Genomic DNA, 23002 nt, shown 5'->3' on the forward strand with positions numbered 1-23002 from the left:
GCTCAGCGCTCCGCCGAATCCCGTGCCTCCGCCGAATCCCGTGTCTCCGTCGACGCCCGTGTCTCCGCCGAATCCCGTGGCTCCGCCGAATCCCGTGCCAGCAGCGGGAGCTTGCGGGCGGTCTCCGGGTCGGCGGGCAGGGCGGTGAAGACCTTGACCCGGGGTGCCTGCTCCACCGCGAGCTTCACGTAGTCGACGGTCAGCAGGCCCAGCCGGGGATGGTCGAACTGCCGCCTGGCGGGCCGGAATTCGCCGATGTCGTGGCCGTCGTCCCACCAGCCGCGGAACTCGGCGCTGGCGGAGCGCAGTTCGGCGGTCAGCCGGGCGAACTCCGGTTCCCCCGGGTGTCGTTCGGCGTCCGCCCGGTACTGGGCCAGCAGACTGCGGGCCTGGGCCGGCCAGTCGACCAGCAGGGTGCGCAGCCGGGGATCGGTGAACACCAGGCGGAGGATGTTGCGTTCGGGAGCGGGACGCTCCGCCGGATCGCCGATCAGACCGGCCTCGGCACGGTTCCAGGCCAGCAACTCCCAAGCGGGGCCCAGCGCGTAGGCCGGGTTGGGGTCGAGCGCGTCCACCAGCCGCTGCAACGTGGTGGGCGGAGCGGCGGGCGGCCCGGACGGGCCCTCCGGCGGCCGTTCGCCGCCGAGGCTGAGCAGGTGGCGGTGCTCGACGGCGTCCAGCCGCAGCGCGGCGGCCAGGCTGTCCAGGACCTGCCGGCTGACGGTGATGTCCCGGGCCTGTTCCAGCCAGGTGTACCAGGTCACGCTGACGCCGGAGAGCTGGGCGACCTCCTCGCGGCGCAGCCCGGGGGTGCGGCGGCGCGGGCCGGGCAGGATGCCCACGTCGGCCGGGGTGAGCGCGTCCCGGCGGGTGCGCAGGAAGCGGGCGAGCGCGCGTCGGCGGTCCGGGTGCGCCATGGTGCGTGCTTCCTCCGCGCTGCTCCGGGCCGGAACCGGCCGGGGGTCGGGCCGCCGCCGACGGGCCGAACGGCAGTGGACCGAACGGCAGTAGGCCGAACGGCGGTGAACCGAACGACAGTAGGCCGAACGACAGTAGGCCGGACAGCGGCTGGGTGGTGGTCGGTACACCAGCATAAACACCGTCTGTTCCACCGTCGGGCGCCCGCGCAGACTCGCCCCATGACACCGATCGCACAGGCCCCGCTCCCCCGCCACGCCCCGCCCGAGGAGGCGCCGATCCCCTGGCGCGCGCTGGGCGTCGTGCTGGTCGGCGCCTTCATGGCGGTGCTGGACACCTTCATCGTGCTGGTTGCCGCGCCGGCCGTCCGGACGGATCTGCACGCGAGCCAGGCGGACGTCCAACTGATCGTCGCGGGCTACCAGTTGAGCTACGCGGTGGCCCTGGTCGGCGGGGCCCGGCTGGGCGACCTGTACGGGCGGCGCCGGTTGTTCGCGGCGGGGACGGCACTGTTCACGCTGGCCTCGGTGGCCTGCGCCGCCGCGCCGGGTGCCGGGGCGCTGGTGGCGGCCCGGGTGGTGCAGGGCCTGGGCGCGGCCGCGATGTTCCCGCAGGTGTTCGCGGTGATCCAGGTGCTGGTGCCGGTGGCCCGGCGGCCGCGGGTGTTCGCGGTGCTGGGCGCGGTGATCGGCTCGTCCACCGTGGTCGGCCAGTTGCTGGGCGGCGCGCTGGTCCGGGCGGACCTGTTCGGCTCGTCCTGGCGGCCGGTGTTCTGGGTGAACGTCCCGGTCGGGGTGGTGACGCTGCTGCTGGCCGTCCGCTGGGTGCCGGAGTCCCGGGCGCCCGGGGCCCGGGGGCTGGACCTGCGCGGGGCGGCGGTGCTGGCCGCGGCCCTGGTCCTGCTGGTGGTGCCGCTGTTCGAGGGCCGGCAGTCCGGCTGGCCCTGGTGGGCCTGGCTCTGCCTGGCCGGGAGCCTGCCGCTGTTCGCCGCCTTCGCCGCGGTGGAACGCGCCGTCGAGGCCCGGGGCGGCACCCCGCTGCTGCGGGTGCGACTGCTGCTGCGGCGGCCGTTCGCGGCGGGCACGGCGCTGGTGGTACTCACCTACGCGGGCGTCAACTCCTTCTTCCTGGTGCTCTCGCTGACCCTCCAGGACGGCCTGCACCGCAGCGCGCTCGGCGCGGGCCTGGTCTACACCCCGATGGCGCTCGCCTTCTTCGCCGCCGGACTGCTGGCGGCCCGGCTCGCCCGCCACGGCCGGACGGTGCTCCGGGCGGGCGCGCTGCTCGGCGGCGCCGGGTACGCCCTCACCGCCGCCACCGCCGCCACCGCCGCCACCGCGCTGACGGGCGGGAACGCGCCGGACGCCTGGACGCTCACCCCTGGCCTGCTGCTGATCGGCGCCGGGAACGGCCTGCTGGTGACGCCGCTGCTGAACGCGGTGCTCGCCCTGGCCGGCCCGGCCGAGGCGGGCATGGCCTCGGGCGTGCTGTCGACCGGCCAGCAGGTCGGCGGGGCCCTGGGGGTGGCCGCGCTCGGCGCCGTCTACTACGGCGCGCTCGGCCCGGCGGCCCACCCGACGACGACGGCCACCGTGCACGCCTTCGCCCTGGCCGCCCTCGTCGACCTCGCCCTGTCCGCAGCGGTTTCGGCCCTGCTGTCCGCCCTGCCGTCCGCCCCTCCCCCGGCCGGCTGACGAACACCCCCGCGTCCCCAGGACGCTGCGGAACCCGCCCCGGACGGCGGAGGATGGGCGGCATGCAGATGGACCGGACCGGGCTCGCCGACTTCCTCCGCCGCTCCCGCGAGCGGCTGCGCCCGCAGGACGCCGGGCTGCCGGCCGGGCCCCGCCGCCGCACCCCCGGGCTGCGCCGCGAAGAACTCGCCCAACTCGCGGGCGTCTCCGCCGACTACGTGATGCGGCTCGAACAGGCCCGCAGCTCCCAGCCCTCGCCCCAGCTCCTCGCCGCACTCGCCCGCGCCCTGCGACTGAGCACCGACGAACGCGACCACCTCCACCTGCTCGCCGGCCACCGCCCGCCCGAAGGCCCCACCGCCGGAACGCACGTCCGCCCCGCCCTGCGCCACCTGCTCGACCGGCTCGGCGACACCCCCGCCCAACTACTCACCGACCTCGGCGACCTGCTCGCCCAGAACGTCCTGGCCGAGGCCCTGTTCGGCTGCGTGTGCACGGTCGCCGAACCGGACCGCAACATCGTCTGGCGCTGGTTCACCGAGCCCGCCGTCCGGGAGGCGTACCCCGCCGAGGAACGCGACCCGCTCGGCCGCCTGCACGTCGCCGAACTGCGCGCCGCCGCCACCCGCCGCGGCTTCGACCCGCCCACCCGCGCCCTGCTCGACCGACTCACCGCCGCCAGCCCCGAGTTCACCGCCCTCTGGCAGCACCACGAGGTCGCCGTCCGCCGCACCAGCCGCCTCCGCGTCCTCCACCCGGAGATCGGCCCGATCGAGTTCGACTACGAGCTGCTCCAGACCCAGGCCGCCGACCAGCGGCTGCGCCTGTTCACGCCCCCGCCCGACTCGACGGACCCCGGCCCGCTGGAACTCCTGCGCCTGATCGGACCGCGGACGGCGCACCGCAGCCACCGCCTGCCCGGTTGACGGCCAACGGCCAACGGCCAACCGTCAACCGTCAACCGGCCGGGTACGCCGGAACGGCGGTGCGTCAGCCCGCGTACGGTGCCGCCACCGCCAGCACCCCGGCGATCCGCTCGGCGACGGCCGCGCCGTGCGGCAGCGCCCGCACCTGCGGCGAGCGCCAGGCCGGACGGACGCCGCGCACCGCCAGCAGGTGCACCACCCGCAGGGTGCGCAGGGTGTTGGAGACCTCGGCGGGCACCGGCCCCGGCTCCCCGGTGGCGAACACCTCGGCCACCGCGTCCAGCCAGCCGACCGCCTGGCGCTCCGTCAGCTCCGGCCGGGTCAGGGTCAGGGCGAGCGCGTGGCCGAGGCGGTCGTCCTCCATGGCGTCGAAGACGTGCCCGGTCGGGGCGAGCAGCCGGGCCGCGCCGAGCACGGTCAGCGGCTCGGGATCTACCTCCGGGTGCTGCCCGAACGCGGCCAGCAGGTCCGCACCGTGCGCGACGGCGTGCAGCCAGCCCAGTTGCGGGTGGTGGCCGCGCAGGTCGGTCTCGGCCGGGTACCAGCGGGCGAAGGCGTCCGGCCACCCGGCCCGCAGGGTGCCGGTCCGCAGCACGGCGGCCAGCACCAGCGGGGCGAACGTCCGGGCCTGGACCTCGGGATCGGTGAAACGGGCCGCCATCGCGTCGCCGAGCGCCAGCCGGCGCTCCTCCGGCAGCCCCGGCACCCAGCCGACCAGCCGGGGATAGGCGAGCCCGTCGCGCACAGCCGGATCGGGCGAGCGCAACGCCGCGCTGACGGCCGCCAGTTCGGCGTCGGAGGGGTCGTCGTCGGGAAGCGCGGTCCAGTCGATCACGAACGATCACCCTAGTGCTCCGGCCGGTCACGACGTCGAGGAGTGCGCGCCCATTGGTGCCGGCCCGGTCACGTCAAGATCCGGCACCCAGGGCACGATCGTTTCAGCCGACCGGTCGAGCAGCCGATGCCGCCGTGGCTCGGCTCGCCCGGCCGGGCGGACCGGCGGTCACTTTCGGCCGCTCCAGTCGGCCACGGACTCCCACAGGGGGTACTCCTCGCTGCCCAGCAACTCCTGGCCAAGGCGGTACTCGCCGGCGAGCACCGCGGTGAGGAATGCGGCAACGCCGCCGGGGAAGAGGTCCCACTGCTCCAGGTCCTGGATCCAGACGACAACGGGCCACCGGTCGGGGTCGGGGTCCGCGGTGAGCCAGAAGGTGTGGTTGCCCCGGTTGTCCCCGCCCCAGGGCAACAGGCCCCCCGGAGTCGGGAACATCTCGTGGGGTGGCCGATCGGGAGTTTCCGGGAACATCGGTTCCTCGTGGACCAGTTCGACCTCTTCGTAGGCGCGGGCCGCGTAGTCGCGGAACGTCTCGAAGCCGCCCCGGTCCAGCCGCGGGATGCAGATCCCGAAGTCGAACCTGATCCTGATCTCCCCGTAGGTGTCCACCAGCCACCGGTAGTCGGCCGGGAAGAGCAGACCGTTCAAGGCCGCCGCACTGCCCTCCCACGGCACCGGGACCGGGCTCGTGGACGGCGCCCCCAGAATCCCACCGAGCCGCTCCACCGTCATGCCCGTCAACCTCTTCCCTGGTCCAGGTGCCACACCCCGGCAGCTCCCTTGAGTGTGTCAGCCGCTCGGGCGGAACCGAGCGGCAGCCCGGCCAGGCAGGACGGGCCGCGCCCGGCAACCAGTACGACGGGGGCTTTGCGGGACGGCCCGCAGGCGGCCGACGGCGATCGTCGCAGCTCCGGCGGCCGGTCGGCCTTGCCTATGCTCGCCCCATGGCACTCGAATGGGAACAGATCATCGTCGACTCCGCCGACCCCGTCGCCCTCGGGCGCTGGTGGGCCGAGGCCCTCGGCTGGGTGGTGGTCGACGAGACCGAGGAGATCGTCGAGATCCGGCCCGAGCCGGACCGGCTGCCGGGGCTGCTCTTCGTGCCCGTCCCCGAGGGCAAGACGTCGAAGAACCGGCTCCACCCCGACTTCCGCCCCGACGACCAGGCGGCCGAGGTCGCCCGGCTGCTCGCCCTCGGGGCCCGGCGCGCCGACGCCGTGCAGGACGGGCAGCACTGGGTGACCCTCCTCGACCCGGAGGGCAACGAGTTCTGCGTCCTGAGCGCGCCGCAGGGCTGAGCGGAGCCGGACACCGAAGCGTGGCGGCCGACGGCACCCCTCCGTCCCGTCAGCCGCGCCGGTCCTCCACGTGGACGGCGCGCAGCTCGGTGCCGTCCCGGTGCCGCTTGGCGCGCCCGCACATCCCGACGAAGAGGTCGTCCCGCCCCTGGGGCTCGTCCGGCCCCACATAGGTCAGGACGTCCTGGTGGTGGCCGGTGACCACCCAGCCCGCGCCGTCCTCCAGGTGGATCACCCCGAAGTCCGCCGCGGGCGAGCCCACGTGCACCGGCCCGAACTCCCGGAGGAGCCCGGTGGCCTGCTCGGCCAAGTCGCCCTCGGGAGCCGTCAGCACCACGCACGTGCCGTGCTCGAACAGGACCCACGACTTGCCCGGGTCGGCGAGGAGCCGCCGCCAAACGTCAACGAGTGTCTCGGTGTTCATGACGCCCAGCCTGCCGCACCCCACCGACACCCCTCCCGCGCTCACCCGGCCCCGAACTCCCCCGCCCGCACCCCGGCCACGAACACCGACCAGGCCCCGGCCGCGAAGACCAGCGCCGGCCCCGCCGGATCCTTCGAGTCCCGGACGGGAACCACCCCGGGGAAGCCGTCGGCCACCTCCACGCAGTTGCCCTGGCAACCGCTGAAGCTGCTCTTCCGCCACACGGCGCGGCTCAGGTCCATGTTGTCCCGGTCGGTGCGCATCACTCTCGAGTTCCTTTGCCTTCTGGGCGGCCGGCCGAAGCGAGGCCAGCAGCATCGTGCCCCCGTCCGAGAGGAGACACTGCCCGCCGGTGGCGCACCGCACACCCGCAGAACCCTTTCAAACATGCAAACTTCATCATCCCCGACCGCAGGTACGGCGGATCAGACCTCGCCGAACCGGCCGGCCTTGGCGGCGGCGACGAAGGCGGAGAAGCCTCCTGCGGTGAACACCAGCGCAGGGCCCTCGGGGTCCTTGGAGTCACGGACCGGCACGACGCCGTACATCTGAACAAGGTTCAACGCCGTCTCGACGCACTGCCCACCGGAACCGCTGTAGCTCGACTTGCTCCAACGCGCGACGCTCAGGTCAGGGAGAAGGGTCATCGTTCCAGTTCCTTTCGTACGGCACGGACCGTCGCCATCGAATCGGCAACGGACGGCGCGTCAGCCTGCATGCGAGCGTAGTCCTTGGACCATTCCCGAACAGTGGAGACATCTCGTTCGAGGTGTCCTTGCTTCATATCCTCCACATAGCCGACCTGCATGTGGTTGGGAAGGGTGAGCAGGGTCAGGCAGTGGTGGAACGGGCGGCGAGTGCCGAGACTGAAGGGCACCACCTGAATGATCATATTCGGCAGCTCGGCCAGTTCTTCGATGCGCTGTAGCTGCGGAATCATCACTGCAGGGCCGCCGACCTGCCAACGAATTGCACTCTCGTCCATGACCACATGGATCATGGGTGCCGGTTGACGGGTGAGCGCCGCCTGCCGGGCAAGGCGAAAGGAGAGCCGCTCGGCAGCCTGTTCGGTCGAAATGTTGCCACGCGAGACTCCACCGGCAAGTTCGATCTGTGCGTACTCCGGGGTCTGTAGCAGTCCCGGAATGATGCCGATCTCGAAGAGTCGTAGCTCGGTGGCCTTCGCCTCACACTCGGTGAACTCCGGAAAGCCTTCGAACAGCGCGGTGTGCCGGATGTTCCAGTACAGGAGCGACAACGTCCCGCCAGTCTCCAGCACCTCATCCGCCCTGGTCACGGCATCGATGTGGGGAATCCTGCTCGCCCGCTCGAAGCAGCCGACATAGGTACCCGTGACACCCAGCAACTCCCCGAGCTGGGCCTGCGTGAGCCCTTTCGCCTCGCGCGACCGCCGGAGCTGGACTCCGAACGCATGCGCGGGAGAGATGGTGGGGTCAAGATCCTTCTTGTTCACGGCAGTTGCCCCCAACTGAAATACCAAGACTGTCCGGTTCAGATGGTGGCGGTCCGTCAGCAATATCGCAACTATGGATACACGGACGGTCACACACCGTTCGCATCCTCCGTCATGCCTTCCCGAGGCCCCGCCATGCCTGCGTGCACCCCGGGAGGCTCCCACCGCTGTCGAAAGGCCCTGAACCGTGAGCACCTCCGCCGACCTCCGCGCCGCCCTGGTGGACGGTCTCACCGGGGACGACGCGATCACCGACCCCGCGTGGGAGCAAGCCGCGCGGGCCGTGCCCCGGGAGCTGTTCGTCGGGTCGTACTTCGAGCCGGTACCGGGGTCCGGCCCGACCGAGTACCGCGCCGTCTCCCGGGACGAGCCCGGATGGCTGGAGGGCGTCTACGAGAACCGGACCCTGATCACCCAACTCGACGGCTGCATCAGCCCCGAGGACGTTCCCGGCGGCACGGTGACCGGTATGCCGTCCTCCTCGTCCACACTGCCCTCGCTGGTGCTGCGGATGTGGCACCAGCTCGGCGTCGAACCCGGGCACCGCATCCTGGAGATCGGCACCGGCACCGGCTACTCGACCGCCCTCGGCGCGCACCGGCTCGGGGACGGCAACGTCACCAGCATCGAGTACGACCCGGCGGTCGGTGCCGCGGCCGCTGCCGCCCTCAAGGCCGCCGGGTACGCGCCCCGGTTGCTCGTCGGGGACGGGCTGCTCGGCGACTCGGACGGCGGGTGGTACGACCGGCTGATCGCCACCTGCGCGGTGCGGTACGTGCCGTACCCGTGGCTGCACCAGGTCAGGCCGGGCGGGAAGATCCTGGTCACCCTCTCCGGCTGGTCCCACGGCTACGGCCTCGCGCTGCTCACCGTGACCGCGCCGGGCGAAGCACATGGACGGTTCCTGCCCGGCGGCACCAGCTTCATGACCGCCCGACCGCACGACCGGCCGTCCCGCCAGAGCATCACCCTGCTGCCCGGCGACGAAAGACCGACCCGGATCGACCCCGCGACCCTCGGTACCTGGACCGGCAGTTGGGTGGCCCAACTCGCCGCGCCCTCCGCCGAACGGATGGGAGCCGGCGAACAGCAGATCCTCATCGACACGGCCACCGGATCGCAGGCCCGAACCGCCCCCGGCCCCGACGGCGGGTGGACGGTCACCCAGCGCGGACCGCTCCGGCTCTGGGACCAGGTCGAGGACGCGATCGACACCTGGAGGTCGGCCGGCGCACCGCACCAGCAGGGCTTCGGCCTCACGGTCTCGGCCACCGGCCAGCGCGTCTGGATCGACACCGAGGACGGCCCCGGCTGGCACCTGCCGATCTGACCACGGCCCGCACGCACCACCACGGAGCACCAAACGATGACGAGCAACGAAAAGCCTTACCGGAGCGCCAGGTTGACGATCCGGGTCTACCGGGTGCGGCCCGACGGGGGTCGGACGGAGGTCTCTTCCCGCACCTGCAACGAGGACCAGCACCTGCCGCTGGTCTCGGCGCTGACCTGGCCGGCCTGCGCCTGTCCGCGCTGCGCCGCCGCTGTCGCTGAAGTGGCCTGAACGCACCGAAGAAGGGATTGCAAGTGCTGTACACCGGACAGCCGTTGGTGGCCGTCGACGTCCTGCAACGGTTCCTGCGCGGCGGGTTCGCCGACTCCGAACGGGCCTCGGACTCGCTGGAGCGCGCCTTCCGCGCCGCCCGCCTCGACCCGCCGCCCGGCCTCTCCCCGGTCTACCGCGAGGACGTCGCACCGGAGGCCGCCGGCCTGGCCCTAGGCTATGCCGGGCTGCCGTGGGCGCAGCGGCTCGCCGAAGCGCTGGTCGAACTCGCGCTGCTACGTGGCGAGTTCACCGCCCCCGTCCGGACGGCCTCACCCGAACTGGGAGCCGCCTCGTGAGCGGTGACACGCTGCGGCAGCGCGCCTGGGAGATCGCCGAACAGCTCGCCAGGGCCGGCGGCACGGAAGCCCGGCTCACCGTCGTCCCGGGCGGCTACCGCGTCGAGCTGACCATCCACCGCCCCGCCGACGGAACCACCGACCACCCCGACGACCACCACGCCGTCCTCAAGGCCCTCGCCCTGGGCGACCGCTGGGGCCACACCTACACCCCGCCCTCCCGCAACAACGGCACCCCGCGCGAAACCGTCTGGAGCGAAGTCCACCACAACCAACCCACTCGGCAAGGCAGTTGATGCCGGAGGCCCGCTCCCCCGTCCGGGTGGACGAAGGGGCGGGCCTCGCGGCCGGCGTCCCGGCAGTGGGGTGGCGGGGGGGCAGGGTGCGGGAGCCGTCAGGGTGCGGGGGTCGTCAGTGGTCGGCCTTGCCGCCGCGCACCACGCAGGAGGCGCTGTTCTCCCAGCCCCAGCCGTCACCGTCCGGGTCGGAGGAGGCGGAGGCGCAGTACGGGTAGCCGTTCGGTGCGGTGGTGGCGGTGGCGCCGGTGTCGGCCTTGCCGCCCCGGACCACGCAGGAGGCGCTGTTCTCCCAGCCCCAGCCGTCACCGTCCGGGTCCGAGGAGGCGGAGGCGCAGTACGGGTAGCCGTTCGGCGCCTTGGTGGCGGTCGCACTCGGAGTGGGGGAAGCCGAGGCCGTGGGCGTCCCGCCGGTGTAGACGGTGGCGCGCTTGGCGGTGGCGGCGATGCCGTTGGCGCCGTTGAAGAAGCGGTTGCCCCAGGCGGTCAGCGAGTTCTTGTCGAAGTTGTTGACCAGGTCGAGGTATTCGACGCCGCCGCCGTTACCGCTCCAGGACCAGCCGAGGTAGCCGATGTTCTGGGCCTGGGCGGTGGCCATGATGGCGTCCTCGTCCGGGTCGCCGTCGCTGTGCTGGGCGCCGAACTCGCCTACCACGATGGGGAGCTGGGCCGAGGTGTAGGCGTTCAGGTAGTCCTGGACCTTGGCGGCGGTGTTGTAGACGCCGTACATGTGGATCGAGAAGATCGTGTTGCGGTCGGGGTCGGCGGCGAACACCGAGGCCGCGTTGTCGCGCATGGTGCCGGACCAGTCCTGGCCCCAGTTCGGGCCGTCGACCATCAGCGCGTTGTGGATGCCGGCGGCGCGGACCTTCGTGATCGCGCTCTTGGTGGCGGCGGTCCAGGAGGTGTAACCGCTGTTGCCCCAGGGCTCGTTGGCGATGTTGACGACGACGTGGTTCTCCTGGCCGACGAGCGCGCTCCTGTTGTCGACCCAGAACTGGGCGGCCGCGTCGAGGGTGCCGGCGGCGGCGTCCTCGCCGTAGCCGGTGGCGTCGTGCACCTCCAGCACGCAGATCACCTTGGCGGCCTTGCACTGCTCGATCAGCGCGGTGATCTGGGCGGTGCTGGTGCGGGTCCACCGCTGGCCGTCGGCGAGGACGACCCGGACGGTGTTGGCGCCCCTGGACGCGATGTCGGCGATCGCGGTGGTCTGGCTCGGATACCAGGCGTACGCGTGGTTGACGCCGCGCATGACGAACTGGTTGCCGTTCGCCTCGTAGACGCGGCCGTTGCTGACGTGGATGCCGGAGGTGGCGGCCTCGGCGCTGCCGGGGGTGAACCCGAAGACGGAGAACAGCAGGCCGAAGACGGCGGCGACTGCCGCGCCGACAGCCGTGAGCGCCCTGCGGCTCGGCGGCTTTTCCATGACTCTCCTCTGCGTGGGGGGTGGGGAACGCGGCCGACCCGGCACCCCGCCGCGAACGGCCCCCGAGGAGGCGGAGGCGGCCGGGCGGGCGGTGGAGGGAGGACGGGCGGCTGCGGCGACAAGGTCTTGGCAACGTTGTCTGCGGGATCCTGACACGGCACACCAACCCGGTCAATGCCTTGCGCTTAACCGATTAACTCGGCACTCAAGCTAGCGATCTTGCCGAAATACCCCGGCCAGGAAGTAAAACGGTCAAGTAAAGAGAATCTGACACTCGGTCAGCTCGCGCCGCCTCGCTAGGCTGGCGGCGTGACCACGACTTTCAGCGAGCCCTTCCTCCGCACCGCCGAACACCACGCCGCCTGGGGCGCGGAGCAGTTGGAGGCCCTGGGCCGCGTCCTGCCGGACGCGCCGTGGACGGCCGACCTGGAGCAGGGCGTCTACCGGAGCGGCGGGCTGACCCTGCGGGTCGGGCTGCTCGGGACGTTCGACCCGGCGGACGGGTCGTGGCTGTGGGGCTGGGCCAATCCGGGCTTCGCGGAGGCGCCCGTGGCGGCCGCCGCGTCCCGGATCGCCGAGTTCGGACGGGCGTACGGCGTACCGGAGTTGGCGGAACCGGGGGTCGACCTGTCCGACTTCCCGGACCCCCGGCACGCGGCCGAGGCGCTGGCCTTCACCGGCATGGGCGTGCTCGGCGCGCCCGGCTACATCGGGCAGGCGGCCGGGCCGGAGACCCGGGTGTACTTCGTGCCGCAGGACCCGGCCCTCCGCCCGGCACCGCTCGACCCGGTCACCGTGCCGCGCATGCTGCTGACCGGCGCCGGGCTGTTCGGGCACGACTCCCGCGCCGTGGTGCGCGGCTACTTCGGACACCACGGCGCGCCCGTGACCGAGGAGCCGGACGCGATCACCGCCCAACTGCCGGGCCGGCACAGCGTCCGGGTGTCGTTCGACCCGCAGGGGCGGATCGCCTCCGTCGACGGCGTGCTCGGCGGCAACTGAACCCAACAGCGGCTGAGCTCAACAGCAACCGAGTCCGGCGGCAACCCGGCTCCCCGCCAAGTCAGTTCACCCCTCCGCAGCGGTCTCCCCGCCGCCCCCGCCTCCCCCGCCGCCCCCACCGCCCCCACTGCCCCCGCCGGTCTCGGCCGGCCTGCTGGAGAGCACCTCGCGCCCCTGCTCGGCGGCGCGCAGCAGCATCTCGGAGAGGTGGTCGAGGAACCGGGCGACGCTCTCCAGCCGCGCCCCGGCGGGGGTCGCCGAGCCGAGGACGGAGACGCCCTGCCGGGCGGTGGCGGCCACCGCCGAGTTGGAGCGGGCGCTGGTCACGGCGGACTGGTACCAGATCTCGTCGTCCACCACGTAGCTCTCGCGGCGCCGCTCGTCGCGCTCCCGGCGGATCATCGACTGCTCGTCCAGGAAGGCGACGGCCTTGGAGACGGACGCCGGGCTGACCTCCAGGCGGTGGGCGAGCTCGACGGCGCTCAGCCGGCCGGAGTCGGTGAGCAGCAGGGCGGCCAGCACCCGGGCCGGCATCCGGCTGAGGCCGGACTGCATGAAGACGGTGGTGATCGCCTCCTCGAAGCCGGCCATCGCCTCGGGGTCGCGCCCGTCGGCCGGACGGTCGGCCGGGCGCGGGCCGCGGGCCGGGGCGGTCCGGCGCTGGGCGCGGTGCTCGGTGGCGCGGTGGGCGAGGTCGGCCCGGTAGCCGGACGGGCCGCCGTTGCGCATGACCTCGCGGGTGACGGTGGAGGTCGGCCGGTCGATCCGGCGGGCGATCTCCGCGTAGGCGAGGTCGTCGGCCAGCCCGAGGGCGATCTGCTGGCGCTCCTGCTGGGTGAGCCTGCCTCCCGGCATCGGGGCCCCCTTCTGCGGTGTGTGGCGTTTCCGCACCCAGCATAGCGTTCACCTTCATTCCATTGCAACGCGGCCACTCCCTGACGTTGCGTTAGGCGTCGGATCGTTGCAACGATTTTCCTGCTCCCACCTGCGGATACGCCTTTCGATTGCAACAAGCACGTTGCCCAATCATTGAACGCAACGTAGCGTTTCCAATGTCAGAAACGACGCGGCGCACAACGGACCGTCGCCGCACACCCACAGGGAGCACCCCATGCAGAAGTTCGCCACCCCCGCCCCGGTCACCGTCGTCCTGGACGTCCCGGCCGGCCTGGTCCGCTTCATCGCCGCCGACCGCGCCGACACCGTGGTCGACCTGCGGCCCGCCGACCCGGCGAAGAGCCGCGACGCCAAGGCCGTCGCGCAGACCGAGGTCAGCTACGCCGACGGCGTGCTGCGGATCGTCACCGGCTCCGCCGGGCACCGCCTGCTCGGCCCGTCCGGCGCGCTGGACGTCACCGTGCAGCTGCCGTCCGGCTCGAAGGTCGAGGCGAAGAGCGCGGACGCCCGACTCCGGGGCGTGGGACGGCTCGGCGACGTCTCCTTCGAGAGCGCCCGGGGCGCCGTGAAGCTCGACGAGGCGTCCGCCGCCAGCCTCACCCTCCAGGACGGCGACATCGAGGTCGGCCGCCTCACCGGCCCCGGCGGGTTCAGCACCCAGCGCGGCGACCTGACCGTCACCGAGGCGGTGCACGGCGCGCTCGAACTGACCACCCTGTCCGGCTCGATCTCGGTCGGCGTGGCCCGCGGCGTCTCCGCCTCGCTGGACGCCGGCACCGCCCACGGCCGCATCCACAACGCGCTGCGCAACGCCGACGACACCCCGGCGGTCACCATCCGCGCCACCACCTCGAACGGCGACATCTCGGCCGCCACCGCCGCCTGACCGACCGCCACCCCGCACCGCCCCGTCCCACCCCGCACCGCCGCACCGCCCAGCACCGACCTCCACCCCACACCCCCAGGGAGCACCCCATGACCGGCCTGGCCATCGCGGCGAACGGGCTGCGCAAGTCCTACGGCGACAAGACCGTGCTGGACGGCGTGGACCTCGCCGTCCCCACCGGCACCGTCTTCGCCCTGCTCGGCCCGAACGGGGCCGGCAAGACCACCGCCGTCAAGATCCTCTCCACCCTGATCCGCCCGGACGCCGGACAGGCCACCGTCGGCGGCCACGACCTGGCCGCCCACCCGCAGCGGGTGCGCGCCGCGATCGGCGTCACCGGCCAGTTCTCCGCCGTCGACGGCCTGATCACCGGCACCGAGAACATGCTGCTGATGGCCGACCTGCACCACCTGCCCAAGGCCGAGGGCCGCAAGGTCGCCGCCGAACTGCTCGCCCGCTTCGACCTCACCGAGGCCGCCGACAAGCCCGCCTCCACCTACTCCGGCGGCATGAAGCGCCGGCTCGACATCGCCATGACCCTGGTCGGCGGGCCCCGGATCATCTTCCTGGACGAACCCACCACCGGCCTCGACCCGCGCAGCCGCCACGGCATGTGGCAGATCGTCCGGGAGCTCGTCGCCGACGGCACCACCGTCTTCCTCACCACCCAGTACCTGGAGGAGGCCGACCAGCTCGCCGACCGGATCGCCGTCCTGCACAACGGCACCATCGCCGCCGAGGGCACCGCCGGGGAGCTCAAGCGCCTCGTCCCCGGCGGCCACGTCCGGCTCCGCTTCACCGACCCCGCCGCCTACCGCGCCGCCGCCACCGCGCTCGGCGAAGCCGCCGCCGACGACGACGCCCTCACCCTCGCCGTTCCCAGCGACGGCAGCCAGCGCGCCCTGCGCTCCGTCCTCGACCGCCTGGACGCCGCCCACGCCGAGGCCGAGGAACTCACCGTCCACACCCCCGACCTGGACGACGTCTTCTTCGCCCTCACCGGCGCCCCCGCCGTCCCGGCCCAGCCCACCACCACCGCCGCCAACGCCCTTGAGGAGAACGCCCGATGAGCAGCCCACTCGCCCTCGCCGTCCGCGACTCGTCCACCATGCTGCGGCGCAACCTGCTGCACGCCCGGCGCTACCCGTCGCTCACCCTGAACCTGCTGCTCACCCCGGTGATGCTGCTCCTGCTCTTCGTCTACGTCTTCGGCGGTGCGATGAGCGGCGGCCTCGGCCGCTCCGCCTACGTCACCTACCTGGTGCCCGGCATCCTGATGATGACCATCGGCTCCACCGTGATCGGCACCGCCGTCTCGATGGCGACCGACATGAACGAGGGCATCGTCGCCCGGTTCCGCACCATGGCGATCCACCGCGGCTCGGTGCTGTTCGGACGGGTGGCCGGCAGCGTGCTGCAGTCGGTGGCCAGCGTGGTGCTGGTCGGCGCGGTCGGGGTGGCGATCGGCTTCCGCTCGCACGGCGCCACCGCCCTGGAGTGGCTGGCCGCGTTCGGGCTGCTCGCCCTGGTCGCGCTGGCGCTGACCTGGATCGCCGTCGGCATGGGCCTGGGCAGCCCGAACGCGGAGGCGGCCAGCAACGCCGCGATGCCGCTGATCCTGCTGCCGATGATCTCCAGCGCCTTCGTCCCGCTGCACTCGATGCCCGGCTGGTTCCAGCCGATCGCCCAGTACCAGCCCTTCACCCCGGCGATCGAGACCCTGCGCGGCCTGCTGCTGGGCACCCACATCGGCAACAACTGGTGGATCGCCCTGCTCTGGTGCCTCGGCCTCACCGTCCTCGGCTACCGCTGGTCCCGGGCCCAGTTCGACCGCGACCCGCAGTAGTCCGACCGGCACCGCACCGGCCCTTTCGACGGCACGTCAAACCGCCTCTCCGCCACCGGATACCGGTGCACGGGACGAGGTGAAGGGATGACGGGTCGTCGAAAGGGCCGTTCCGCGTGCGCGCCCTCGAACCTCCGGGCCGCCGGACCCTCGCGCCCGGCAGATGCCGCGCCGACCCGACCGGAGCGGGAACGGTTGGCGGCGGGTGCCGTGGAGGCGAGCGCGGTGGAGGTGGGTGGCGCTGCGGCGCCGGGAGTCGGCCGCCCGGGCGCCCGGGCTCGGACCGCCGCCGCCGTTCCGACCGGGACCTTCGCGGGGAGCCGCCCGGCTGCCCGGCCCCGCGAGATCACGGGACGTCCTGGAACGGCCGGCGCGTACGCCGCCGACTCGTACTACGGGTGAACTGCTACTGCTGGCACGGGTGTTGGACGAGGGGACCCCGCCGCCACCGGTACCTGGCTCCGGCCGCCGGCCCGCCCCACCGCCGGTGGGGGTCGGGGCACCGACCGGCCCGGTTCAGGTTCAGTGGGCGGCCCCCTGGGTCCAGACCGGGTCGAGGGCGAGCGCGGTGAGCATCTGGCCGTCCAGCGCGGGCGGTCCGGCGTACAGCTCCTGGCCATGGCCGGGCAGCGGGAGGGTGCCCGACTCGGCCGTGACCATGGTGCCGTCGGTGCGGTAGAGGAGCGCCTGCCAGACCTGCGGGACCTCCGGCCCGTACGACGGGAGGGTGAGCAGCAGGATGCTGCCGTCCGGCTGCTTGATGACGCTGCAGTACGGGACGGTGCACCCGGCCGGTGCCCGGCCGGCCGTCCCGTGGCTGATGGTGATCTGCACGGTGCCGGTCTTCGACCCGTTGGCGATGGTGTACCCGGCGCCGATCGAGTCGTTCCCCCGGAGGCTTTTGGTGAGCTGCTTCCGCGTCTCCTCGGGGAGGTCCGGGTTGACGGCGAAGCTCGGTTCGTCGGTCCGGGGGTTGACCAGGAACGGCTCGCCGACCGCCTGGTAGCCCGCCGGGAAGCGGCTCTTGAGCAGCGCGGCGACCTCCGCCCCGGTGGTCGGCCCCTGCTTGGCCGCGCTGCCGGACGTCGCGGATGCGGAGGCGGAAACGGAGACGGACGCGGACGCGGTGCCCTGGCCGGCCGGGCCCACGGCGGTCTCCGCCGACCCGCCCGAGAGGGCGATCCCGCCGAACACCGCGATCGCGGCGACGGCGGCGACACTGCCCGTGACGGCGGTGGTGCGCAGCCCGCGACGGCGGCGGCCGCGGTGCAGCAACTCGGCGACCGGGGCGGGCCCGGCGGGGTCCTGGCTGTCGACCAGGTCCCGCAGGGCGCGGGACATCTCCTGGTGTTCGGTGTCGTTCATCGGGTGACACTCTCCTGGTTCTTCTGGTTGCTCGTACGGTGATTCGACTGGTGCTGCGCGTACTCCCCCGCCCGCTCCTCGGCCCGGCTCCGGGCCAGGGCGGTGCGCAACCGGGCCATCGCCCGGGAGTGCTGGCTCTTGACGGTGCCGACCGAGCACCCGAGGACCTCCGCGGCAGCCTTCTCCGTCAGGTCCTCGAAGTGCCGGAGCACGACCACCGCCCTCTGCCTGGGCGGGAGTTCGCGCAGCGCGCGGTACAGCTCGTCCGCGGCTTCCATCCCCGCCCCACCGCCGGAGGGCCCGTCCGGCGGTTCGGCGATGAGCAGTTCCCGGCGACGACGCCGCCACCAACTGATGTGGTTGTTGACCAGCATCCGCCGCAGGTACGCGTGCGGGTCGTCGGACCGCATCCGCCGCCAGCGGACGTACAGCTTGACCAGGCAGTCCTGGAGCAGTTCCTCGCCCTGGTGCCGGTCGCCCGCGATCAGCGTCGCGGTGCGCAGGTGCTTGGGCCAGGCGGTCGCGACGAAATCGGCGTAGGTGTCGTCCTCGGTTTCTCGGCTCACACCGACCAGACGCCCGAGCCCCGGCGAAAGGTTGTCAGCGATTTCCCTGCCCGAACCGACCCCGGGGCCACCGGCGGCCCCGCCGTCGTGACGGGCCGACCGCACCATCTGCTGGACGTCGCGCAGCGGCCGACTCAGCCTCCGCCGGGGCCGCCCCGGTCCGAAACAGCAGGGCCGCCCCGACCCTCCGTACCGGCGCCCGGCGCGGCAGGATGGGCATGTGACCGAGAACGAGGCGGAACTGCTGCCCCTGCTGCGCGAGCTCGACGATCCGGAGTGGCTGGAGCGGCCCCGGCACTACGACCGCGACGGGATCGCGGCCCGCTTCGACGCCCTGCTGGCCCGGCTGGAGGGCGACTTCGCCACGGGCTGTGCGGCCTGGCGGGACACCCAGGACTCCAGTGAGTTCGGCCGCATCGTCGTTCCCGCCGAGGCGACCGTGTGCGGGGTCCGGATCGTGGTGTGCGTGAGCAAGTTCGGTTCGCTCGCGCTGGTCTGCGCGGACAATCCGGGTGCTTTCCTCGGCACGGACGAGGCTCGGGCCGAGGGCGAGTTGGACGACGCCGATCTCACCAGGGTCGAACGGGCGCTGGACGATCTCGGCTACCCGGTGGTGGCCGAGGAACTGCTGGAGAGCGACTACCACGGGCCGAGCCGGCTGCCGAGCCACGTTCAGCGGCCGAGCTGGTGGCACCGCTTCTTCGGGATCTTCTGACCCCCGCTCCGGCGCCGCCCCGCCCGGGCCCACTGGCGCGGAACCGAACGACCTTCCCCCGCAGTCCTGTTGAGGACGGAGCGGCGCACCGACCGCCCGTCGGACGTGCCGCCGGGGGGCCGTGCCGTGTGGATGCCGCTGCTGTTCCTGCTCTGGCCGGCCGCCGCGACGGCCGGGGTCGTGCTGCTGGCGGTGACGGTCGGGTCGGCGCGGGACCGGCAGTGGCTGCGGGTGCTCGGGCTGCTGCTCGCCACCGCGGCGCTCGCCTCGCTGACCCAGCTGCTCTCCTCCGTCCTGCTGGCCGTGGGCGCGGCGACCGACGGCGGCACCGACTCGATCCCGCTGCCACCCTGCCGCGTCCCCGACCGAGTGGTCTCCGAGGGGACGGGCTACCGGATCGACGTGCTCCCGGTGGTCCGCTTCACCTGCGTGCAGCCCGACGGCAGCACGTTCGGCACCGACGAGATCCCGGCCGTCCTGACCCCGCTGACCGCCGGCCTGGCCCTGCTCTCGGCCGGCACCCTGTACGCGTCCCGGGGTCGGATCCGGGTCGGCTCGGGGTCCGCCCCGGATGTTCCGGAGCGGCCCGGCCGGAAGACTTCCCAGCGTCAAGGAACGTGATGGACAACGGGGTTGAGGAGTACGGGATGCGCGCGAGGACGACGCTGGGCAGGCTGGCGGGGGCGGCGGCGATCGGCGCGCTGGTGGTGTCGCTCACCACCGGGACGTCCGGGGCCGCGACGATCACGGTGCACCGGTCCGCGCCGGACCCGGTCGCGCTGCGCGCCTCGATCGCCGGCCTGCCGAGCGCGGAAATCACCAGCGCCGTGGTGCTGGTGGACGGCGACGGCGGCCGCTGGAGCGGCACTTCGGGGACGGGCGACCCGGCGACCGGGCGGCCGGTGAAGGCGGACGGGCGGTTCCGGATCGGCAGCATCTCGAAGGTGTTCACCGCCACCGTGCTGCTGCAACTCGCCGCCGAGCACCGGGTCGACCTGGACGGCACCGTCCAGCAGTACCTGCCGGGCACCCTCCCGGCCGAGTACCCGCCGGTGACGGTGCGCCAACTCCTCAACCACACCAGCGGGTTGCCCAGCGGCGGCGACCTGACCGCCCCCGACGGCAGCAGCGACGACGGCAGCGCCGCCTGGTTCGCCGCGCACGCCGCCGACCACTGGACGGCCCGGCAGGTCGCCGAGTCGCTGGCCGGGCAGCCGATGCGGTTCGCGCCGGGCACCGCCCAGCAGTACAACGGCGTCAACTACTACCTGGCGGGCCTGCTGGTCGAGCGGATCACCGGCCGGAGCTTCGCCGCCGAGGTCACCGACCGCGTCCTGCGCCCGCTGGGCCTGCACCACACCTCGGCGCCCGCCGCCACCGACACCGCGCTGCCGGACCCGACCGCGCACGCCGTCCTCGCCGTCCCCCGCCCGGACGGCGGCACCGGCCTGGCGGACGTCACCCGGCAGAGCCCGTGGCCGTGGGCCGAGGGCGGCATGGTCTCCACCGCGCCCGACCTGGACCGCTTCCTGTCCGCCCTGCTGCGCGGCGAGCTGCTGCCGCCCGCCCAGCAGGCCGAGCTGTTCGCCGTCCCGGACGTGCCGAACTTCCACAACCAGAACTGCGACATCGGCCCGACCACCGGCCGGGCCTGCTTCAGCACCGGCCTGATGCGCTTCACCCCGGCCCCGGGCATCGAGCTGTGGGGCAAGACCGGCAGCCGCCCCGGCTACACCAGCGCGGTGTTCGCCACCCGGGACGCCTCCCGGGAGCTGGTGCTCTCCTTCACCCCGACCTCCCGCCAGGGCGCCCCGTTCGCCGCCCAGTACCGGGTCGCGGCCGCCGCGTTCGACCTGCCCGCGCTGTGACAGCAGGTCAACTCCACTGCTCCGGCAGGCCGAAGGCCGCGAAGTGCTCGGCGCCGAGGAAGGACACCAGGCCGGCGATCCGCCCGTCGTCGGCCAGCTCCAGCACGGTGATCGACCAGGCGGTGTGCACCGCGTCGGCCGATGAGCCGAGGTAAAAGGCCACCGCTGGTTGGGAGTTGGCCACGACCGGGAGGGTCCGCCAGCTGGGGCAGCGGGTCAGCGGGACGGCGACGGCGAACTCCATGACGGCGGCCCGGCCCCGGTACCAGTGCGGCAGCGGCGGCATCGACCAGGTGACGTCCTCGGTGAGCAGCGCGACCAGGGCGTCGGCGTCCCCGCGCTCCAACGCCCTCCGGTACGCGGTGACGGTCTCCCGCACCCGCGCGTCGCCGAGCGCCCGCAGGGTCCGCCGCTGCTCGAACTCCGGCTCCTCGGACGAGAGTCGGCGGCGGGCGCGGGCCAGCGCGGAGTTCACCGAGCCGGGGGTGGTGTCCATCAGGTCGGCGATCTCGGCGGCGGAGAACCCGAGCACGTCGAACAGCAGCAGCGCGGCCCGCTGGTTGCCGGGCAGCTGCTGGAGCGCGGCGACGAACGCCAACTCGACCGCCTCGTCACGCTCGTAGCGCTCCGCCGGATCCCCCGGGGTGGGGTAGGGCCCGAGCCAGGCGGTCTCGGTGTCCGGCCGGCCGTCCAGGACGACCCGTTCGGCGGCCGGTCCGAGGTCGACGGGCAGCGCGCGCCGGCCGCGCCGCTCGACGGCGTCCAGGCAGGTGCGGGTGGCGACGGTGTACAGCCAGCCGCGCAGCGAGCTGCGGCCCTCGAAGCGGTCGATGCCGCGCCAGGCCCGCAGCAGCGCCTCCTGCAACGCGTCGTCGGCGTCGTGCACCGAGCCGAGCATCCGGTAGCAGTGCGCGTGCAGCTCGCGCCGCAGCGGGGCGAGCAGCCGGGTGAACGCGGCGCCGTCACCGCCCCGGGCGAGCGCCAGATCGTCCGGCTCCGGGGCCCGCTCCGGAGAAACCTCGCTCATGAGCGACGATTCTGCCGCACCGCGCCGGTCTCCTCCTCGAACGGCTTTCCTTTCCCGATCCCGATCCCGATGCCGTTCCCCATCCCGAGGAGCCCGTGATGACCGAACGCACCCCGCACACCGCCGCCTGGTTCGACCTGTCCTCCCCCGACGCCCCGCGCGCCCGCGCCTTCTACGCCGGCCTGTTCGGCTGGCCGGTGCACGCCGTGGACGAGACGGACGGGACGTACGCGCTGGTCGGCGACGACGGCGAGGGCCGGCCGACCGGCGGCATCGGACAGGCCGGCCCGGACGCCCCGTACACCGGTTTCGCCGTCTACTTCCGGGTGGACGACCTGGACGCGGCGCTGGAGCGCGCCGTCGAGCTGGGCGGCGCCCGCCGCCTGGAGCCGCACCCGGTGCCGGGCGGCGACCGCCTGGCGGTGTTCACCGACCCGGACGGCAACGCCGTCGGCCTGCTCGGCAAGTGACCGCGGCGGGGCCCGGACCGGCGAACCGGTCCGGGCCCCGCCCGCCGTACGGCGTCAGCTCGCGGCGAGCAGCTCCAGGGTGTCGATCACCCGGTTGGAGAAGCCCCACTCGTTGTCGTACCAGGCGACCACCTTGATGTGGCGGCCGTCGACCCGGGTCAGCTCCGAGTCGAAGATCGAGGAGGCCGGGTTGCCGGTGATGTCGGCGGAGACCAGCGGGTCGTCCGAGTACTCCAGCACGCCCGCGAGCTTGCCGGCCGCGGCCTCGCGGTAGGCGGCGAGCACCTCCTCGCGGGTGACGTCGCGGGCGACGACGGTGTTCAGCTCGACGATCGAGCCGACCGGCACCGGCACCCGGATCGAGTCGCCGGACAGCTTGCCGTCCAGCTGCGGCAGCACCAGGCCGATCGCCTTGGCGGCGCCGGTGGTGGTCGGGACGATGTTGACGGCGGCGGCGCGGGCCCGACGCGGGTCGCGGTGCGGGCCGTCCTGGAGGTTCTGCTCCTGGGTGTAGGCGTGCACGGTGGTCATGAACCCGTGCTCGATGCCCGCGAGTTCGTCGAGGACGGCGGCCAGCGGGGCCAGCGCGTTGGTGGTGCAGGAGGCGTTGGAGACGATGGTGTGCGCGGCCGGGTCGTACGCGTCGGTGTTGACGCCGTAGGCGAGCGTCACGTCGGCGCCGTCGGACGGGGCGGACACCAGGACCTTCTTCGCGCCCGCGGTGAGGTGGGCGCGGGCGGCCTCGGCGGAGGTGAACCGGCCGGTGGCCTCCAGCACGATGTCGACGCCGAGCTCGGCCCACGGCAGGTCCGCGGGGTTGCGCTCGGCCAGGACCTTGATCCGGCGGCCGTCGACCACCAGGGTGTCGCCCTCGACGGTGACCGGGCGGCCGAGCCGGCCCGAGGTGGTGTCGTAGGCGAGCAGCCGGGCCAGCGCCTTGGGCTCGGTCAGGTCGTTGACGGCGACGACCTCCAGCTTGCTGTCGCGCTCCAGCAGGGCGCGCAGCACGTTGCGTCCGATGCGGCCGAATCCGTTGACGGCGATGCGGGTCATGGGTGGTGCCCTTCTCTGCGGCTCTTCTGCGGCGTTCCTGCCGGGTGGCGTGCTTCCACTCTCGCTCGCCGGCAGGGCCGTCGGCAGTGGCGCCAGTGCCACGGTTCGCAAGGATCG

General features: G+C 73.3%; 28 protein-coding genes. 15 read left to right on the forward strand and 13 right to left on the reverse strand.

Annotated elements, in window-relative coordinates; genetic code table 11:
* Positions 1–2: 2 nt before the first annotated feature.
* Positions 3–917, reverse strand: a complete 915-nt coding sequence (locus tag ACFUEL_RS01505) for a helix-turn-helix transcriptional regulator (protein ID WP_380233852.1) — start codon at positions 915–917, stop codon at positions 3–5.
* Between the two features lie 222 nt (positions 918–1139).
* Here ACFUEL_RS01505 and ACFUEL_RS01510 point away from each other — a divergent pair, with 222 nt between their 5' ends.
* Both ACFUEL_RS01510 and ACFUEL_RS01515 read left to right on the forward strand, forming a co-directional pair.
* Entirely contained in the window at positions 1140–2612 is a 1473-nt protein-coding gene (locus tag ACFUEL_RS01510) for an MFS transporter (RefSeq protein ID WP_380233853.1), read from the forward strand.
* Positions 2613–2674: 62 nt separating this feature from the next.
* Positions 2675–3538, forward strand: coding sequence for a helix-turn-helix transcriptional regulator (locus ACFUEL_RS01515; protein ID WP_380233854.1), 864 nt, complete (start codon positions 2675–2677; stop codon positions 3536–3538).
* A gap of 64 nt (positions 3539–3602) precedes the next feature.
* Here ACFUEL_RS01515 and ACFUEL_RS01520 read toward each other — a convergent pair whose 3' ends face one another.
* Both ACFUEL_RS01520 and ACFUEL_RS01525 read right to left on the reverse strand, forming a co-directional pair.
* Entirely contained in the window at positions 3603–4373 is a 771-nt protein-coding gene (locus ACFUEL_RS01520; RefSeq protein ID WP_380233855.1) for a DUF2785 domain-containing protein, read from the reverse strand.
* 168 nt (positions 4374–4541) lie between these two features.
* A complete protein-coding gene (locus ACFUEL_RS01525) occupies positions 4542–5021 on the reverse strand; it encodes an SMI1/KNR4 family protein (protein ID WP_380233856.1) in 480 nt (159 codons plus the stop codon).
* Between the two features lie 296 nt (positions 5022–5317).
* Between ACFUEL_RS01525 and ACFUEL_RS01530 the strand changes: the two genes are divergently transcribed.
* The gene (locus ACFUEL_RS01530; protein WP_380233857.1) at positions 5318–5671 is read left to right on the forward strand and encodes a VOC family protein; all 354 of its coding nucleotides are present in this window, start codon (positions 5318–5320) and stop codon (positions 5669–5671) included.
* A 49-nt stretch (positions 5672–5720) separates the two neighbouring features.
* On the opposite strand, the gene ACFUEL_RS01535 is transcribed toward ACFUEL_RS01530, so the two are convergent.
* From ACFUEL_RS01535 to ACFUEL_RS01550, 4 genes are all read right to left on the reverse strand, one after another.
* The gene (locus tag ACFUEL_RS01535; RefSeq protein WP_380233858.1) at positions 5721–6095 is read right to left on the reverse strand and encodes a hypothetical protein; all 375 of its coding nucleotides are present in this window, start codon (positions 6093–6095) and stop codon (positions 5721–5723) included.
* 41 nt (positions 6096–6136) lie between these two features.
* A complete protein-coding gene (locus ACFUEL_RS01540) occupies positions 6137–6358 on the reverse strand; it encodes a DUF397 domain-containing protein (protein WP_380233859.1) in 222 nt (73 codons plus the stop codon).
* A 162-nt stretch (positions 6359–6520) separates the two neighbouring features.
* Positions 6521–6742 carry a DUF397 domain-containing protein gene (locus ACFUEL_RS01545; protein WP_380233860.1) on the reverse strand — a complete coding sequence of 74 codons (222 nt, stop codon included), beginning with the start codon at positions 6740–6742 and terminating at the stop codon, positions 6521–6523.
* A complete protein-coding gene (locus ACFUEL_RS01550) occupies positions 6739–7569 on the reverse strand; it encodes a Scr1 family TA system antitoxin-like transcriptional regulator (RefSeq protein ID WP_380233861.1) in 831 nt (276 codons plus the stop codon). The genes ACFUEL_RS01545 and ACFUEL_RS01550 overlap by 4 nt, the downstream gene beginning before the upstream one ends.
* A gap of 187 nt (positions 7570–7756) precedes the next feature.
* Here ACFUEL_RS01550 and tgmC point away from each other — a divergent pair, with 187 nt between their 5' ends.
* Genes tgmC through ACFUEL_RS01570 form a run of 4 tightly spaced genes read left to right on the forward strand, consistent with a single transcriptional unit; the run spans position 7757 to position 9764 of the window.
* Positions 7757–8899: an ATP-grasp peptide maturase system methyltransferase gene (tgmC, locus tag ACFUEL_RS01555; protein WP_380233862.1), complete on the forward strand. Its 1143-nt coding sequence runs from the start codon at positions 7757–7759 to the stop codon at positions 8897–8899.
* A gap of 36 nt (positions 8900–8935) precedes the next feature.
* Positions 8936–9130 carry a hypothetical protein gene (locus tag ACFUEL_RS01560; RefSeq protein ID WP_380233863.1) on the forward strand — a complete coding sequence of 65 codons (195 nt, stop codon included), beginning with the start codon at positions 8936–8938 and terminating at the stop codon, positions 9128–9130.
* A 23-nt stretch (positions 9131–9153) separates the two neighbouring features.
* Positions 9154–9468 (forward strand): hypothetical protein, encoded by a 315-nt coding sequence (locus ACFUEL_RS01565; RefSeq protein WP_380233864.1) that lies wholly within the window; start codon positions 9154–9156, stop codon positions 9466–9468.
* Complete coding sequence (locus ACFUEL_RS01570) at positions 9465–9764, forward strand: hypothetical protein (RefSeq protein ID WP_380233865.1); 300 nt, start codon at positions 9465–9467, stop codon at positions 9762–9764. The genes ACFUEL_RS01565 and ACFUEL_RS01570 overlap by 4 nt, the downstream gene beginning before the upstream one ends.
* A 115-nt stretch (positions 9765–9879) precedes the next feature.
* On the opposite strand, the gene ACFUEL_RS01575 is transcribed toward ACFUEL_RS01570, so the two are convergent.
* Positions 9880–11190 carry a cellulase family glycosylhydrolase gene (locus ACFUEL_RS01575; RefSeq protein ID WP_380233866.1) on the reverse strand — a complete coding sequence of 437 codons (1311 nt, stop codon included), beginning with the start codon at positions 11188–11190 and terminating at the stop codon, positions 9880–9882.
* 309 nt (positions 11191–11499) lie between these two features.
* Between ACFUEL_RS01575 and ACFUEL_RS01580 the strand changes: the two genes are divergently transcribed.
* A complete protein-coding gene (locus ACFUEL_RS01580) occupies positions 11500–12192 on the forward strand; it encodes a DUF6882 domain-containing protein (protein WP_380233868.1) in 693 nt (230 codons plus the stop codon).
* A gap of 66 nt (positions 12193–12258) precedes the next feature.
* Here the strand turns inward: ACFUEL_RS01580 and ACFUEL_RS01585 are convergent, their stop codons facing one another.
* Positions 12259–13047: a helix-turn-helix domain-containing protein gene (locus ACFUEL_RS01585; protein WP_380233869.1), complete on the reverse strand. Its 789-nt coding sequence runs from the start codon at positions 13045–13047 to the stop codon at positions 12259–12261.
* A gap of 256 nt (positions 13048–13303) precedes the next feature.
* Here ACFUEL_RS01585 and ACFUEL_RS01590 point away from each other — a divergent pair, with 256 nt between their 5' ends.
* From ACFUEL_RS01590 to ACFUEL_RS01600, 3 genes are all read left to right on the forward strand, one after another.
* The gene (locus ACFUEL_RS01590) at positions 13304–13975 is read left to right on the forward strand and encodes a DUF4097 family beta strand repeat-containing protein (protein ID WP_380233870.1); all 672 of its coding nucleotides are present in this window, start codon (positions 13304–13306) and stop codon (positions 13973–13975) included.
* Positions 13976–14064: 89 nt separating this feature from the next.
* Positions 14065–15045, forward strand: coding sequence for an ATP-binding cassette domain-containing protein (locus ACFUEL_RS01595; protein ID WP_380233871.1), 981 nt, complete (start codon positions 14065–14067; stop codon positions 15043–15045).
* Positions 15042–15821, forward strand: coding sequence for an ABC transporter permease (locus ACFUEL_RS01600; RefSeq protein ID WP_380233872.1), 780 nt, complete (start codon positions 15042–15044; stop codon positions 15819–15821). The genes ACFUEL_RS01595 and ACFUEL_RS01600 overlap by 4 nt, the downstream gene beginning before the upstream one ends.
* Before the next feature lie 522 nt (positions 15822–16343).
* Here the strand turns inward: ACFUEL_RS01600 and ACFUEL_RS01605 are convergent.
* On the reverse strand, positions 16344–17186 hold the full coding sequence (locus ACFUEL_RS01605; RefSeq protein ID WP_380233873.1) for a hypothetical protein: 843 nt from the start codon (positions 17184–17186) through the stop codon (positions 16344–16346).
* A complete protein-coding gene (locus ACFUEL_RS01610; RefSeq protein ID WP_380233874.1) occupies positions 17183–17752 on the reverse strand; it encodes a SigE family RNA polymerase sigma factor in 570 nt (189 codons plus the stop codon). The genes ACFUEL_RS01605 and ACFUEL_RS01610 overlap by 4 nt, the downstream gene beginning before the upstream one ends.
* Before the next feature lie 220 nt (positions 17753–17972).
* On the opposite strand from ACFUEL_RS01610, the gene ACFUEL_RS01615 reads away from it, so the two are divergent.
* The 3 genes from ACFUEL_RS01615 (at position 17973) to ACFUEL_RS01625 (ending at position 20335) form a co-directional block, all read left to right on the forward strand.
* On the forward strand, positions 17973–18467 hold the full coding sequence (locus ACFUEL_RS01615) for a hypothetical protein (protein ID WP_380233875.1): 495 nt from the start codon (positions 17973–17975) through the stop codon (positions 18465–18467).
* A 126-nt stretch (positions 18468–18593) separates the two neighbouring features.
* Positions 18594–19088 (forward strand): hypothetical protein, encoded by a 495-nt coding sequence (locus tag ACFUEL_RS01620; protein ID WP_380233876.1) that lies wholly within the window; start codon positions 18594–18596, stop codon positions 19086–19088.
* Positions 19088–20335: a serine hydrolase domain-containing protein gene (locus tag ACFUEL_RS01625; protein WP_380233878.1), complete on the forward strand. Its 1248-nt coding sequence runs from the start codon at positions 19088–19090 to the stop codon at positions 20333–20335. Before ACFUEL_RS01620 ends, ACFUEL_RS01625 begins: the two co-directional genes overlap by 1 nt.
* 7 nt (positions 20336–20342) lie before the next feature.
* On the opposite strand, the gene ACFUEL_RS01630 is transcribed toward ACFUEL_RS01625, so the two are convergent.
* Positions 20343–21362, reverse strand: coding sequence for a sigma-70 family RNA polymerase sigma factor (locus ACFUEL_RS01630; RefSeq protein WP_380233879.1), 1020 nt, complete (start codon positions 21360–21362; stop codon positions 20343–20345).
* 98 nt (positions 21363–21460) lie between these two features.
* On the opposite strand from ACFUEL_RS01630, the gene ACFUEL_RS01635 reads away from it, so the two are divergent.
* Positions 21461–21832 (forward strand): VOC family protein, encoded by a 372-nt coding sequence (locus ACFUEL_RS01635; protein ID WP_380233880.1) that lies wholly within the window; start codon positions 21461–21463, stop codon positions 21830–21832.
* A gap of 54 nt (positions 21833–21886) precedes the next feature.
* Here ACFUEL_RS01635 and gap read toward each other — a convergent pair whose 3' ends face one another.
* Positions 21887–22885: a type I glyceraldehyde-3-phosphate dehydrogenase gene (gene gap / locus ACFUEL_RS01640; RefSeq protein WP_380233881.1), complete on the reverse strand. Its 999-nt coding sequence runs from the start codon at positions 22883–22885 to the stop codon at positions 21887–21889.
* Positions 22886–23002: the final 117 nt, after the last annotated feature.

The sequence above is a fragment of the Kitasatospora sp. NPDC057198 genome (genome assembly GCF_042670125.1).
Classification (GTDB): Bacteria; Actinomycetota; Actinomycetes; order Streptomycetales; family Streptomycetaceae; genus Kitasatospora.